Annotated in this window: 9 protein-coding genes; 7 read left to right on the top strand and 2 right to left on the bottom strand. The window is 70.3% G+C overall.

Annotation, left to right across the window (positions count from 1 at the left end; all coding sequences use genetic code 11):
• Nucleotides 1–58 precede the first annotated feature (58 nt).
• From AB0C38_RS02565 to AB0C38_RS02555, 3 genes are all read left to right on the top strand, one after another.
• Nucleotides 59–2,788 (top strand): transglycosylase domain-containing protein, encoded by a 2,730-nt coding sequence (locus tag AB0C38_RS02565; protein ID WP_360665318.1) that lies wholly within the window; start codon nt 59–61, stop codon nt 2,786–2,788.
• Between the two features lie 333 nt (nt 2,789–3,121).
• Nucleotides 3,122–5,389 (top strand): transglycosylase domain-containing protein, encoded by a 2,268-nt coding sequence (locus AB0C38_RS02560; protein ID WP_360667439.1) that lies wholly within the window; start codon nt 3,122–3,124, stop codon nt 5,387–5,389.
• Between the two features lie 80 nt (nt 5,390–5,469).
• Entirely contained in the window at nt 5,470–7,881 is a 2,412-nt protein-coding gene (locus AB0C38_RS02555; protein WP_360665315.1) for a transglycosylase domain-containing protein, read from the top strand.
• A 67-nt stretch (nt 7,882–7,948) separates the two neighbouring features.
• Here AB0C38_RS02555 and AB0C38_RS02550 read toward each other — a convergent pair whose 3' ends face one another.
• A complete protein-coding gene (locus AB0C38_RS02550) occupies nt 7,949–8,992 on the bottom strand; it encodes a Gfo/Idh/MocA family oxidoreductase (RefSeq protein WP_360665312.1) in 1,044 nt (347 codons plus the stop codon).
• 56 nt (nt 8,993–9,048) lie between these two features.
• On the opposite strand from AB0C38_RS02550, the gene AB0C38_RS02545 reads away from it, so the two are divergent.
• Nucleotides 9,049–10,107: an ROK family transcriptional regulator gene (locus AB0C38_RS02545; RefSeq protein ID WP_360665309.1), complete on the top strand. Its 1,059-nt coding sequence runs from the start codon at nt 9,049–9,051 to the stop codon at nt 10,105–10,107.
• A 49-nt stretch (nt 10,108–10,156) separates the two neighbouring features.
• On the top strand, nt 10,157–11,707 hold the full coding sequence (locus AB0C38_RS02540; RefSeq protein WP_360665306.1) for a glycosyltransferase 87 family protein: 1,551 nt from the start codon (nt 10,157–10,159) through the stop codon (nt 11,705–11,707).
• On the opposite strand, the gene AB0C38_RS02535 is transcribed toward AB0C38_RS02540, so the two are convergent.
• Nucleotides 11,704–12,477, bottom strand: coding sequence for a deoxyribonuclease IV (locus tag AB0C38_RS02535; protein ID WP_360665303.1), 774 nt, complete (start codon nt 12,475–12,477; stop codon nt 11,704–11,706). The two genes, AB0C38_RS02540 and AB0C38_RS02535, sit on opposite strands and share 4 nt — an antisense overlap.
• Before the next feature lie 115 nt (nt 12,478–12,592).
• On the opposite strand from AB0C38_RS02535, the gene AB0C38_RS02530 reads away from it, so the two are divergent.
• Both AB0C38_RS02530 and AB0C38_RS02525 read left to right on the top strand, forming a co-directional pair.
• A complete protein-coding gene (locus AB0C38_RS02530; RefSeq protein WP_360665300.1) occupies nt 12,593–13,381 on the top strand; it encodes a hypothetical protein in 789 nt (262 codons plus the stop codon).
• A 120-nt stretch (nt 13,382–13,501) separates the two neighbouring features.
• Nucleotides 13,502–14,407 carry a hypothetical protein gene (locus AB0C38_RS02525; RefSeq protein WP_360665297.1) on the top strand — a complete coding sequence of 302 codons (906 nt, stop codon included), beginning with the start codon at nt 13,502–13,504 and terminating at the stop codon, nt 14,405–14,407.
• Nucleotides 14,408–14,432 lie beyond the last annotated feature (25 nt).

Genomic DNA, 14,432 nt, shown 5'->3' with positions numbered 1-14,432 from the left:
CAACCGCTGAAGAGCGCAGAACGGCGCCGCACCGGGCGCCGGTCTGGGAGGCCCATTCGTGAACGACGACCGCAACCGCTCCTGGCCCGGCCAGGAGCCAGATGCACCTCGCCGTGCCCAGTCAGGCCCGTGGCCGGGGGACGACCCCGGACCGGCCTGGCCCGGCGAAGAAGCCCCCCGCCGGCCTCAACGGCCCACGCCACCCCGGGGCAACCCGCGCGGCGGCGGGTCGCCCGAGTGGCCGTCCGGCGACGAAGGCGGTCCCCAGTGGCCCGGCGAAGAGCCGGCGCGGCGGCCGCAGCGACCCCGCCAGCAGGGCATGCCCGCGCGGCGAGCGGTCCCGCCACCAGCGGGCCAGCGTCCGCCGCAGGGTCCGCCCCCTTCGCCGCCGGAGGGCTTCCGCCAGCCGCGCGGCGGGCGGCCGGTGCCGCCCCCGGGGCGCGAACCGGACCTGATCACCCACCACGCGCACAACGGCACCGACGACTTCGGGCGTGACCCGTACGACGACGGCTACGAAGACGCCGCGTTCAACGAGTTCGCCGACGACGTCGAGCCCCAGGACGAGCTCGACGAAAAGGGCAAGAAGGTCCTGACGCCGGCGCAGCGCAAGAAGCGCCGCTGGAAGATCATCCGGCGGGTGGCGTACGCCTGCGTCGGGCTGTTCTTCGTCGTGCCCGCGATCGCGTTCGTCATCACGTACTTCCTGGTCGACGTGCCGACGCCGGAAAGCATCAAGTCGCTGCAGAACCAGCCGGTCACCTACTACGACGCCAACAACCAGGTGCTGGGCCGGGAGCTGCCGCCGGGCGGCGACCGCCAGCTGCTCAAGCCGGGCGAGGTCCCCGACGTCGTCAAGCACGCCGTGTACTCCGCGGAGGACGCGACGTTCGAGACCAACTCGGGCTTCGACGTCACCGGCATCCTGCGCGCGGTCTGGAACCAGGTCTCCGGCGGCCAGGGCGGTGGTTCGACCATCTCCCAGCAGTACATCAAGCAGGCGACGCAGAACGACGCCCCGACGCTGACCCGCAAGTGGACCGAGCTGGCCAAGTCGTTCAAGATGAACAACCAGCAGTCCAAGGAAGAGATCATCACTTCCTACCTGAACATCGTCTACTTCGGCCGCGGGGCGAACGGCATCCAGGCCGCCGCCAAGGCGTACTTCAACAAGGACGCCAAGGACCTCAACGCGTCCGAGGCCTCGTTGCTGGCCGGCCTGATCCAGGGCCCCGGCCGCTCGGAAAACGAGGCGTACGCCCAGAAGCGCTGGGCGTACGTGATGGACCAGATGGTCGCCAACAAGTGGCTGCGCGCGGACGAGCGGGCCACGTTCCAGTACCCGACGCCGATCGCGAGGAACTCCAACAAGGAGCAGGACTCGGGGAAGATGACCTACCAGCTCCAGCAGCGGATCAAGGACGAGCTGGCGGCCAAGGGCTACGACGAGAACAAGCTGTTCTCCACCGGCGCCAAGATCTACACGACGATCGACCCGGCGGCCCAGGCCGCGGCGGAGCAGGCCACCCAAGAGGGCATGAAGGGCCAGACCGACGAGAACCTGCTGAACGCGCTCGTCGCCGTCAACCCGAAGACCGGCGGGGTGATCGCCTACTACGGCGGGCCGGAGCTGGTGAAGGACACGGCAGGCAAGGACCAGATCGGCCAGGACCGCGCCAACCAGGCGAGAAACCCGGGTTCGTCGGTGAAGGCGTTCGACCTCACGGCGTTCCTCAAGATGGGCAAGGGCCTCGGCGAGACGTTCGACGGCTCGAACAACCGGCAGCTCGGCGGCCGCACGGTCCGGAACGCCGGTGACAGCGCCAGCTGCGGCAAGGAGTGCACCGTCGCCGAGGCGATGGAGATCTCGGCGAACACCGTGTTCTACGACATGGTCCTGAACGTGACGCACCCGATCCGGGTCGCGGAAGCGGCCAAGGACGCCGGGGTCAAGGTCGACCCGGACGGCAAGAGCGTCCTCTACACCGACGACAACAACATCTCGCTCGGTGGTGGTGGCACGGCCGTGACGCCGGAGGACATGGCGGCCGCGTACGCGTCGTTCGCCAGCGGCGGCACGTACCACGAGCAGCACTTCGTCTCGAAGCTGACGAACGGCCAGGACGAGGTGGAGTTCGACGAGAACAACATCAAGTCCAACCCGGCGTTCGACGACGACGCGGCGAAGAGCCAGCAGATCGCCGGCAACGTCACCGAGGCGCTCAAGCCGGTCATCCCGCACTCGAAGCTGAGGTGCCCGGCCGGGCACGAGTGCGCCGGCAAGACCGGGACGCAGCAGTACACCCCGAAGGACGGCGACCCGAAGGCGTACAACGACCGCAACGCGCAGACCTGGATGGTGGGGTACACGCCGTCCGTGTCGGCCGCGGTCTGGGTCGGCGGCGACGGCAACAAGCCGTTGCACGACCCGAAGAACAACCCGATCTTCGGTGCGACCATCGCCGGTCCGACGTGGCAGAAGTTCATGAACCTCTACCTCAAGGGCAAACCGGCGGAGAAGTTCGACAAGGTCGCGCCGATCGGCAAGGACGTCAACGAGGTGACGCAGACCCCGACGAAGCCGCCGGACACGCCGACCACGACGACGACGCCGCCGACGACCACGCCGACCACCGAGTCCACGGACCCGGACGACACGGACACGACCACGCCGACCAAGACCCGGACCCGGCCCGGGCCGCCCATCACACCCCCCAACCCGGGTGAGGGCAACACCTTCGGTGGTGGTGGCGGAATCGCTGCGCCACCGGGCTCCGGGCCCGGCTAGCGACGTTCTCCTCCAGGGCCCTCCGCGCACGCGCGGGGGGCCCTGAACCGTTCCGGGAAGATCGTTCCGGCAACCCCGGCGCGTCACGCACGTCCCTTCCAAGAGGGGGTGGCGGCCATCGCCGCCCGCGCTGACAGTGGAGGACCGCCCGTGCCCGACGATCGATCCCGCTCCTGGCCCGGCCAGGGTCCCGATCCGCGCCGTCGCGCACCCCAGGGTCCGCACGGCCAGGGTCCGCACGGCCAGGGCCCGCGCCGGCCCGTGCCCCCGCAGCCCGGCCGCCCGCAACCCCAGCAGCCGACGCCGCGCGGCTACCGGCCCGAGCCGCCGCCGATGAGCGGCGGCCCCGAGCTGATGACGCACCACTCCTACGAAGAGCCGGGCGGCTACGACGACGACGTCCAGCCGGAGACCGACGGCAAACCGGTACTCACCCCGGAACAGCGCAAGAAGAGACGCTGGAAGATCATCCGGCGGGTCGCCTACGGCTTCGTCGGGCTGTTCATGGTGCTGCCCGCGATCGCGTTCGTCATCACGTACTTCCTGGTCGACGTGCCGTCGCCGACCGAGGTCGCGCAGAACCAGAGCCAAGCGGTGACGTACCTCTTCGCCGACGGCTCGCCGATGGGCAAGGACGTCCCGCGCGGCGGCAACCGGGTGCTGCTGACCCCGGAGCAGATCCCCGACGTCATGAAGCACGCGGCGATCGCGACCGAGGACGACTCGTTCGAGACCAACTCCGGCTTCGACGTCGGCGGCCTGCTGCGCGCGGTGTTCAACCAGGCCACCGGGGGTACCGGCGGTGGTTCGACGATTTCGCAGCAGTACATCAAGAAGGCCACCGACAACGACGCGCCCACGCTGACGCGCAAGTGGACCGAGCTGGCCAAGTCCTTCAAGATGAACCAGACGTACGAGAAGAAGGACATCATCACCGCGTACCTGAACATCATCTACTTCGGACGCGGGGCGTACGGGGTCGGCGCGGCGTCGCAGGCCTTCTTCCACAAGGAAGCGAAGGACCTGAGCTTTTCGGAAGCCGCGTTGCTGGCGGGGCTGATCCAGCAGCCGGGCCGGTCGGAGAACGACAAGGTCGCGCACGACCGCTGGAACACCGCGCTGGACCGGATGGTGAAGAACAACTACATCACCGCGGCCGACCGCCAGGCCGCCCAGTTCCCGACGCCGATCCCGCTCGAGGACAGCAAGCAGCAGGCCGGCGCGCCGCCCGCGTTCGTCGTCCAGCAGGTGAAGGACGAGCTGGCCGCGCACGACATCCCGGAAGACCGCTACTACTCCGGCGGTTTCCAGGTGCAGACGACGATCGACCCGAAGGCGCAGCAGGCAGCGGAACAGGCGGCCACCGACGCGATGAAGGGCCAGGTCGACGACCAGCTGCTCAACGCGCTCGTCGCCGTCGACCCGAAGACCGGCGGCGTGCTCGCCTACTACGGCGGCAAGCCGATCGTGCAGGTCAACGGGCAGGACCAGGCCGGGCGCGACTGGGCGGACACGCCGCAGAACCCGGGCTCGTCGATGAAGCCGTTCGACCTCACGGCGTTCCTCAAGATGGGCAAGGGCCTCGACGCGAAGTTCGACGGCTCCAACAACCGCACGTTCGACGGCCGCGTCGTGCGCAACGCCGGCCCGGGCTCCAGCTGCTCGCAGCAGTGCACCGTCGCCGAAGCGATGGAACGTTCGGCGAACACGGTGTTCTACGACATGGTCCTCAACCAGACCCACCAGGAACCGGTCAAGGACGCGGCGCGGGAAGCCGGCGTGAAGACCAAGAACGACGACGGCGGCCAGTCGATCATCTCCACCAAGGACAACAACATCTCCCTCGGCGGTGGCGAAACCCAGATCACGCCGCTGGACATGGCTTCGGCGTACGCGACGTTCGCGGCCAACGGCGAGCAGCGGGGCCGCCACTTCGTGCTGAAGGTGACGAACGGGCAGAACGAGGTCGCCTACGAAGCGCCGACGGACGCGAAGTCCGCGTTCGACAGCGACTCGGACAAGAGCCGCCAGATCGCCGGGAACGTCACCGAAGCGCTGAAGCCCGTGATCGGGTTCTCGAAGCTGAAGTGCCCGGCCGGCCACGAGTGCGCCGGCAAGACGGGAACCCAGCAGCACACGAAGGTCGCGGGCGAGCCGGCGTGGGCGGCGAACGCGAACTCGCAGACGTGGATGGTCGGCTACACGCCGTCGGTCTCGGTCGCGGCGTGGGTCGGCGGTGACGGCAACAAGCCGCTGCACGGCAAGAACAACTCGCCGATCTACGGCTCGACCATCGCCGGCCCGATGTGGCAGAAGTTCCTGTCGCTGTACCTGACCGGCAAGCCGGGCGAGAAGTTCGACAAGGTCGAGCGCATCGGCGGCGAGGTGCCGCCGCCGTCGTCCGACGTGGCCACGACGACGGACGTGACTCCGACGAACGAAAACCCCGAAGACGGCGACCAGGGCGACAACAACGTCGACGGCGACCACAACGGCGACGGGGACAACCAGTCGTCTTCGAAGGAGAGCACGCCGAAGCACACGAAGGGTTCTTCGACGCCGAAGGACACACCATCGAAGACCGACGATCCGGAGAACTAGCCGCCGGGTGAACCACGGTGGGCCGCGGTCCGTGTCCCTTCGAGAGGACTGCGTCCGCAGCCCACCGTGGAGGACGGCCCGTGAACAACGACCGCACGTCACCCGGCCGGCGGCCCGACCCACGTCGTCGTGCGCGGCGGCCGGTGCCCCGCGCCGGGCTGCTGGGCGCCGAGCCGGAGCTGATCACCCACCACGCGCACAACGGCACCGAGCCGGACGACCTGCCGACCGTGCCGATCCTGCGGCCGCGCCCCGGCCAGCCGCCACGCCGGCCGCGGCCGCTCACCGAAGGTGACCTGCGGAAACGGCGGTGGCGGCGGGTCCGGCGGATCCTCTACGTGGCCGCCGGGCTGTTCTTCGCCGTCCCCGCGGTCGCGTTCCTGGTCACCTACTTCGCCGTCGACGTCCCCTCGCCGGAGACAGTCGCGCAGGCACAGGGCCAGGCCGTGACTTACCTCTTCAGCGACGGCACCGAGATGGGCAAGGACACCCCCGCCGGCGGCAACCGGCAGATCCTGGCGGCCAACCAGATCCCGGACGTCGTCAAGAAGGCCGTGATCGCGACCGAGGACGCGTCGTTCGAGACGAACTCGGGCTTCGACATCGGCGGCATCCTGCGGGCGGGGTACAACCAGGTCACCGGCGGGTCCGGCGGCGGGTCGACGATTTCGCAGCAGTACATCAAGAACGCCTCCGGCGACGACGACCCGACCTTGACGCGCAAGTGGGTCGAGCTCGCGAAGTCGTTCAAGATGAACCAGACCTACGAGAAGGCGGACATCATCACCGCCTACCTCAACATCATCTACTTCGGCCGCGGCGCCTACGGGATCCAGGCCGCCGCGCAGGCGTACTTCGGCAAGGACGTCGGGCAGCTCGACTACTCGCAGTCCGCGCTGCTGGCCGGGCTGATCCAGCAGCCGGGCCGCTCGGAGAACACCGCAGTCGCCACGAGCCGGTGGAACACCGCGCTGGACCGCATGCTGAAGAACGGCTACCTGACGCCGGCCCAGCGCGCGGCGGCAAAGTTCCCGGCACCGATCCCGCTCCGGGAGAGCCGGGACGCGGGCGCGCTGAACCCGTTCATCAAGAACAAGGTCAAGGCCGAGCTGGCCGCGCAGGGCATTGACGAGAAGCAGTACTACTCGGGCGGGTTCCAGGTGTTCACCACCATCGACCCGGTGGCCCAGCAGTCGGCGGAGAAAGCGGTGGCCGAGGGCATGGACGGGCAGACCGACGACCGGATCCTCGACGCCCTGGTGGCGGTCGACCCGAAGTCCGGCGGCGTGCTCGCGTACTACGGCGGCGACGCGATCGTGAAGGGCCCCAACGGCGAGGACCAGGCCGGCCGCGACTGGGCCGACGAGCCGCACAACCCGGGTTCGTCGATGAAGCCGTTCGACCTGGCGGCGTTCCTGAAGCTCGGCCGGGGCCTCGACGCGCGGTTCGACGGCACCTCGCCGCGGACGTTCCCCGGCGTCGATCTGCCGATCCGCAACGCGGGCGACAGCAGCAGCTGCTCGCAGCAGTGCACGGTCGCGGAGGCGATGCAGCGGTCCACGAACACGGTGTTCTACGACATGGTCCTGAACATCACGAAGCCGTCCGGGGTGGCGGAAGCGGCGCAGGAGGCCGGGGTCCGGACGTCGGACAACGGCGGCCGCAGCAAGCTGTTCACCGGCGACAACAACATCTCCATCGGCGGCGGCGGAACCCAGGTGACGGCGGCGGACATGGCGTCGGGCTACGCGACGTTCGCGGCGGGCGGCGTCCAGCGCGAGCGGCACTTCGTGCAGAAGGTGACCAACGCGAACGGCGAAACCGCGTACGAGGCGAAGGACCGCTCAGCGGACGCGTTCGCGGACAACGACCCGCAGAAGAGCGCGCAGATCGCGGGCAACGTGACGGCCGCCTTGGCGCCGGTCATCCAGTTCTCGAAGCTGAGCTGCCCGACCGGCCACGAGTGCGCCGGCAAGACCGGCACCCAGCAGCACACCCCGCAGAACGACGAACCGGCGTCGGCGGCGAACGCGAACTCCCAGACGTGGATGGTGGGCTACACGCCCACCGTGTCCGCGGCGGTCTGGGTGGGCAGCGACGGCGACAAGGCGTTGCGCGGCCCGAACGGCGCACCGTTGTTCGGCTCGACGCTCGCGGGCCCGATCTGGGACCGGTTCATGCAGCTGTACCTGTCGGGCAAACCGGCGGAACGCTTCGACCGCGTGCCGGCGATCAGCTCCCCGCAGGACCGCGTGCAGGTCCAGGTCCAGCAGCCGCAACGACCGGACCAGCAGCAACAGCAGCAGCGCGACCCGCGCAACCAGCAGGTCCAGCCCGGCAACCGGCAGCAGCAGGACCAGCTCCGGCAGTTCCAGCAACGGCTGCAGGAGCTGCAGGACCGGCAGCGCAACCGGAACGGCAACGGCGGTCAGAACCAGAACGGCGGGGACTCCGGCCAGGCCGGGACCCCGGATCCCGATCCGGGCGGCTGATCGAGAGCTTGAAGGAGGCCGTGACGTCGGCGCTGGGGGACACCGGCGTCACGGCCGGACTGGGGGGTCAGAGCTTGATGACCGTTCCTTCCACACCCGAGCGGTGCGCGGCCTCGATCACGCGCAAGGCTTCGACCGAGGACTCGGGATCGACGGGGAAGTCGCCTTCGCCGCGCAGTGCGTCGCGCACCTGGGCGTAGAACTGCTCGTAGCGGCCGGTTTCGGTCGGCACCGTCTTGAGGTCATTGCCGACGCCGATCTTGCCGGCGTCCGACGCGGGCTCCACGCCCCAGCTGTCTTCGCCCGGGCGCAGGCCCGCCTTGATCTGGGGTTCCTGCACGTCGAGGCCGTACTTGGTGAACGTCGCCTGGTCGCCGAGCACGCGGAAGCGAGGGTTCAAGGTGCCCGCGAGCGCCGTCGCCCACAGCTGCGACCGGACGCCGTTCGCGTGCTTCAGAGCGATGAACACGTCGTCGTCGACCTGCACGCCGGCCCGGCGGCGGTCGACTTCGGCGTAGACCTGCGTGACCGGGCCGAACAGCTGCAGCGCCTGGTCGACGATGTGCGCGCCCAGGTCGTAGAGCAGGCCGCCGGCTTCGGCCGGGTCGCCGAACTCGCGCCAGTTGTCCTTCGGCTTGGGCACCCAGCGGTCGTAGCGGGACTCGAAGCGGAACACCTCGCCGAGCTTCCCGGACTCGAGGACCTTCCGGACGGTCAGGAAGTCGGAGTCGAGGCGCCGGTTCTGGAAGACCGTCAGGCCGACACCCGCCGCCTTCGCCGCGGCGACGACCTGCTCGGCTTCGAGCGCGGTCGGCGCGAACGGCTTGTCGACGACCACCGGCAGGCCGGCCTCGATCGCTCGCAGCGCGAGCGGCACGTGCGTGCGGTTGGGCGTGCTGACCACGACGAGGTCGAGGTCGCCGGCCCGCTCGAACAACGCGTCGGCGTCCGGCACGATCTCCGCGCCCGGGTGGTCGGTGCGCGCCTGGACGGCGTTGCTCGACGTCGTGATCACCGCCGGCGTCAGCCCGGGAGTCGCCGCCACCAGCGGCGCGTGGAACACGCGTCCGCCGATGCCGTAGCCCAGGATGCCCACGCGCAAGTCACTCATGCGGCCCATTAAACAACACTGTTGCGTTATTGACCAGGCGTGGGAAGATCCTGTTCATGACGGACGCCGGGAGGAACCTGCGCAACGTGCGCGAGCACAACCGCGCCCTCCTGCTCTCGCACATCCTGCGCGCCGGCGGCCTCAGCCGCGTCGAGCTCGCCGAACGCACCGGCCTCACCCAGCAGGCCGTCTCCAAGATCGTGCCCGAGCTCCTCGACGCCGGCCTGCTGGACGAGCAGCGCCTGCCTTCGGCGGGGGTCGGCAAGCCCCGCACGCAGCTGACCATCCGGCCCGGTGCCCGCCACGCCCTCGGCGCGCGCCTCGACCGCGACGAGTACCGCGTGCTGCGCACCAACCTCATCGGCGAGGTCGAGGAGACGGCCGGCGGCCCGCTCCCGGCCGGCTTCACGCCCGAACAGGCCGTGGAGGCCATCGGCGCCACCGCGCTCGAGCTCGCCGACGGCTTCGACGTGCTGGGCCTCGGGCTCGGCGCGGTCGGCCCGCTGGACCACCTCGCCGGCCTGGTCCGCGACGCGACGAACATGCCCGGCTGGCACGACGTCCCCCTGCGTGACCTGCTCGAGAAGCGCACCGGCCTGCCCGTGACGCTGGACAAGAACACCAATTCCGCCGCCTTCGCCCAGCTCTGGCCGCACGGCGAGCCGACGGCGACCGCGGTCGTGCTCGTCGGCACCGGGATCGGCGTCGGCCTGCTGATCGACGGACGGCTCTACCGCGGCCCGCGGACCAACGCGGGTGAGTTCGGGCACACCACGATCGCCTACGACGGGCCCGTCTGCGCCTGCGGGCGGCGTGGCTGCGTCGAGATCATGGCCAAGCAGGCACCCGACACACGGACCGCCGCGGGCTTCCTCGGCATCGGCCTCGCCGATCTTGTGCAGGTGCTCGACCTGGAGCGGATCGTGCTGGCCGGACGCGCCGTGCGGGACGAACCGGGCACTTACCGTGACGCCGTTTCGGAGCGGCTCGAAGAACTGCTGCCGCTGCCGCACTGGCAGCGCATCGAGGTCGTCGAGGACTCCTTCGGCGAGGAAATCGTCACGCGTGGAGCCGCCGCGGAGGTCCTGGCCTCGTACTACGCGAATCCGGCATGATCACCGCCCGCACCTCGGTGGCGGGCGATCCCCGCTAACATCCGCACTCGTGCCAGAGGAGACCACGCGCGAGCCGGACCCCGGCCCCGTGACGCTGAGCCGAGCAGACCGGGTCGTTCCCAGCTGGGACGAACCACTCGCGGCGGCGGTCACCAGACCCATCGGCGGCCCGCTCGGCGAGCACGCGGCGGTCGGCAGGCACTGGTTCTGGTCGCCCCAGCGCGTCGGCCTGCTGCTGGCCACGCTCGCGCTGATGCTCTGCTGGTTCGGCAAGGGCTCCTGCATCCAGCAGTACCAGGACTCCAGCGGCGCCACCCAGCTCGACTGGCGCGCGGGCCGCCCGTTCGTCGCGATGTGCTACTCCGACATCGTGCCGCTCTACAGCTCCGAGCGGCTCGACCGGCCGGGCACCTTCCCGTATTACACGTCGTGGAAGGAAAGCTCGCAGACCGCGGAGAACGACACCCGGTACATGGAGTACCCGGTGTTCACCGGCCTCTTCCAGTGGGCGAACGCGAAGCTCGCGGCAGGCTGGGAGAACGTCGCCGAGACCGGCTGGCTGCCCGGCGGGCTGCCGGTCGCGGTCTACTTCGACCTCACCGCGCTCTTCCTGGCGATGGCCTGGCTGGTCACCGTCTGGGCGACCGGCCGGACGATGAAACGCCGGCCGTGGGACGTGGTGCTGGTGGCGGCCTCGCCACTGGTGCTGGTGCACGCGTTCACCAACTTCGACGCGATCGCGACCGCGTTCACCGCGACCGGCCTGCTGGCCTGGGGGCGCAAGCGCCCGCTGCTCGCCGGGCTCCTGCTCGGCCTGGGCGCGACGGCCAAGCTCTACCCGCTGTTCCTGCTCGGCGTGCTGTTCGTGCTGTGTCTGCGCGCGGGGAAGCTCACGCCGTTCTGGAAGGCCGCGGCCGCCACCGTCGTGACGTGGCTGGCGGTGAACGCGCCGTTCATCCTCACCGCGACCCGCGGCTGGTGGGAGTTCTTCCGGATGAACACGCTGCGGCCGATGGACCCGGACTCGCTGTACAACGTCATCTCCTACGCCACGGGCTGGACCGGCCTCGACGGCGTGCTGCAGAAGAACCAGACGCCGGCGTACCTGAACCTCACGGTGGCCGTGCTGTTCCTGGCCTGCTGCGCGGGCATCGCCTACCTCGCCCTCGCCGCGCCGAGACGGCCGCGCGTCGGCCAGCTCGCGTTCCTCGTGGTGGCCGCGTTCCTGCTGACGAACAAGGTGTGGAGCCCGCAGTACTCGCTGTGGCTGGTGCCGCTGGCGGTGCTGGCGATCCCGCGCTGGCGGCTGCTGCTCGGCTGGATGCTGATCGACGCGCTGGTCTGGGTGCCGCGGATGTTCTACTACCTCGGCGTCGACCACAAGGGCCTGCCCGAAGGCTGGTTCCTCGGCACGGTCGTGGTCCGCGACCTCGCCGTCGCCGCGCTGTGCGTGCTGGTGGTGCGCGAGATCTACCGCCCGGGCACCGACCTGGTCCGGATCGCCGGCGACGACGACCCGGCCGGCGGCTTCCTCGACGGCGCCCGCGACGTGATCGTCCCGAACGCCGTCCGGCGCCGCCGGAAGGCCGTGGCCGCTTAACCCAGCTGTTCGCGCAGGTAGGCGATGTCGGTGGCCTGGCCGTCGGCCGGGGTCTCGACGACGACCGGCGCGCCCGCCTCGCGGGCGACGGCGACCAGCACCTCCGGGTCGATGGTGCCTTCGCCCTCGACGACGTTGGCGTGCCGGTCGCGGGTCGAGCCGAACTCGTCGCGGGAGTTGTTCAGGTGCACCAGGTCGATCCGGCCGGTGATGGCCATGACCTTCTCGACGGCGGTCGCGAGGTCCCAGCCCGCGGCGAACGCGTGGCAGGTGTCCAGGCAGAACCCGGCGCCGAACTCGCCGACCTTGTCCCACAGCCGGGCGATGACGTCGAGGTCGCGGGTGATCGCGTTCTCGCCGCCGGCGGTGTTCTCGATCAGGATCGGGACCTTGAAGCCGCCCTTTTCCTGCTCGCGCTCGAAGAGCTTGCGCCAGTTGTCGAGGCCGACCTCGACGTCGTCGGTGTCGGCGACGTGCCCGCCGTGCACGATCAGGCCCTTCGCGCCGACGGCCGCCGCACCGTCCGCGTGCTGCGTGACGTTCTTGCGGGATGGGATCCGGATCCGGTTGTTCAGCGAAGCCACGTTGATGAGGTAGGGAGAGTGGATGAACACCTCGACCGGGTCGGCCGCGATGGCCTCGCCGTGGGGGTGCGGCTTCGGGGCCTTCCAGCCCTGCGGGTCCGAGAGGAAGAACTGGACGACGTCGGCTTTGCGCTCGGCGACCGCGGTCAACGGGTCGTCGTCACGGACATGGGCGCCAATCAGCATGCCGAGCACGCTACTCCGGGTTTTCTTTTCGCCTGCGGGCCCGGTTGGTGACGCTCGTGGAGTACCGTGAGCGCGTTCCGTGATCCAGATTGGTCCGACTGCCGGAGGGGCATCGATGGGGAAGCAGTTCACCCGGATCACCACATTGGGGTTCACTCTCGCCGCTTCGGCCGCGCTGGTCGCGCCGGGCGTCGCGAGCGCGGATCCCAGCCCGACCCTCGGCGGAGACTGCTCGGCCACCCTGCAGAACGGCCAGGCCCGCGACGCGAAGACCGGCCTCGTGCTGGACGCCGGCGCCCCGCTGAACGCCCCGAACCGGCTGACCGTCGGCCTCGACTCCAGCGCGAAGAACACGAACGGCTCGGCACCGCTGCTCACGCTGCCGGTGGGGGACACGCTGCGGGCGCTCGGCGTCGGCGACGTCCCGGTGGTCGGCGACGCGGCGGCGAAGGCCGTCTGCCCGGCAGCGCAGGGCGTCGTGAACACCGTCGGCGGCGTGACGCAGGGCGTAGCCGACGAGCTGCCGCCGCTGCCACTCCCGCCGGCCCCGAACCCGCCCCAGCCGAACCCGCCCGCGCCGACACCGCCGGGGCAGACCCCGCCCGGGGACAGCACCGGCCCGGTGACCAGCGGTCCCGGCAACGCGGGCCTGCCGGGCGACGCGATTTCGGGCATCTTCACCAACTCCGCCCTGCTGCCCGGCAGCCTGATCCAGGCACCGGTGATCGCGCAGATCATCCCCGGTCAGCAGGTCCCGACGGTCGACGAGCAGAGGTCCGGTTCGGCTGAGGCGCTGCCCGGCGTCACGCCGCCGGCGAAGCTGCCGATGCTGCTCGCGGTGCTGGCGCTGGCGATCGTCGCCGCGGCCCTCGTCCGGGCCTGGATCCGCCGCAAGCCCGCCTGATCTCACCCACGGTGACACCCGCTTCCACTCGAATGCCGGACATTTCTGAGCGAGCGGGCGTCACCGTGCTGCCTTAACGTCGTTGTTCTGAGCAGAGGCGACGGACAAGGGGCGGCGAGCATGCAGGATCGGACACGGAGGGCAACGGCGGTCGGCGCGACGGCGGTCGTCCTCGCTGGTTCGGCTGTGCTCGGCATGCCCGGCACCGCTTCGGCGGGCGAGACCAAGACCGTTCCGTGCGGCAGCACCGTCACCGCGAAGCCCGGGGACCACATCCAGGGCTCGATCCTCGGCCTCCCCGCGATCGACCTCGGCATCGTCGGCCAGGCGACCACCGTGCTCACGAGCGTGGTCGGCGGCCTGCTCAACACGGTCTGCAAGGTCACGGTCACGGTGGTCAACACCGTGGTGTCGCCGATCCCGGGGATCGGTGCGCCCGCGGCGAGTGCGATCAACCAGGGCGTCGACAGCGCGAACTCGGCCGCGACCGGCGGCCTCAACACGCTCAACGGCGGCGGCAAGCAGCAGTCGCCGCAGCCCGGTACCGGCGGCAACCCGCAGCAGCCGCCGCCGAACGGCGGGACCGGGGGCGCGCCGCAGGGTGGGACCCCGGCGGGCACCACGCCGATCCCCGAGGCGAACAGCCCGCTGCTGCCCGGCTTCTCGAGCAGCCCGGTGTTCGGCGGCTTCCCGTTCACCGTCGGCACGGGTTACGCGCCGATGCGGGACTACAGCGGCATCCCGTTCGCGACGGCCGGGCTGTTCACGCCGTCGCCCGCCATCCGGTACGGCAGCCAGATCCCGGGTTACGCGCCGCAGTACGGCCTCACCGGCCCCGACCAGAACGCGGCGGCCGGCAACTCCGGCATCCAGACGGCGGGCCAGGCCGAAGCGCTACCGTCCGCATCCGACGGATTCACGGACGGGTCGAACCTGCCGCTGCTGATCGCGGTGCTGGCACTCTCCGGAGTCAGCGCGGGGCTCGTGCGGACGTGGGTACTCCGCCGGATGGCCGCTGCGAATTGACCCGACTGCCGAGTATCTTTCACGT

Source organism: Amycolatopsis sp. NPDC048633 (assembly GCF_040650695.1).
Classification (GTDB): domain Bacteria; phylum Actinomycetota; class Actinomycetes; order Mycobacteriales; family Pseudonocardiaceae; genus Amycolatopsis.
The sequence above is the reverse complement of the archived record's forward strand: the minus strand, read 5'-3'. Positions and strand labels throughout refer to the sequence as shown.

Excerpts from the sequence above, each read along its gene's own strand:
- AB0C38_RS02530 (WP_360665300.1), top strand. The coding sequence starts at position 12,593 with ATGGGGAAGCAGTTCACCCGGATCACCACATTGGGGTTCACTCTCGCC.
- AB0C38_RS02560 (WP_360667439.1), top strand. The coding sequence starts at position 3,122 with ATGAGCGGCGGCCCCGAGCTGATGACGCACCACTCCTACGAAGAGCCG.
- AB0C38_RS02535 (WP_360665303.1), bottom strand. The coding sequence starts at position 12,477 with ATGCTGATTGGCGCCCATGTCCGTGACGACGACCCGTTGACCGCGGTC.
- AB0C38_RS02525 (WP_360665297.1), top strand. The coding sequence starts at position 13,502 with ATGCAGGATCGGACACGGAGGGCAACGGCGGTCGGCGCGACGGCGGTC.
- AB0C38_RS02550 (WP_360665312.1), bottom strand. The coding sequence starts at position 8,992 with ATGAGTGACTTGCGCGTGGGCATCCTGGGCTACGGCATCGGCGGACGC.
- AB0C38_RS02545 (WP_360665309.1), top strand. The coding sequence starts at position 9,049 with ATGACGGACGCCGGGAGGAACCTGCGCAACGTGCGCGAGCACAACCGC.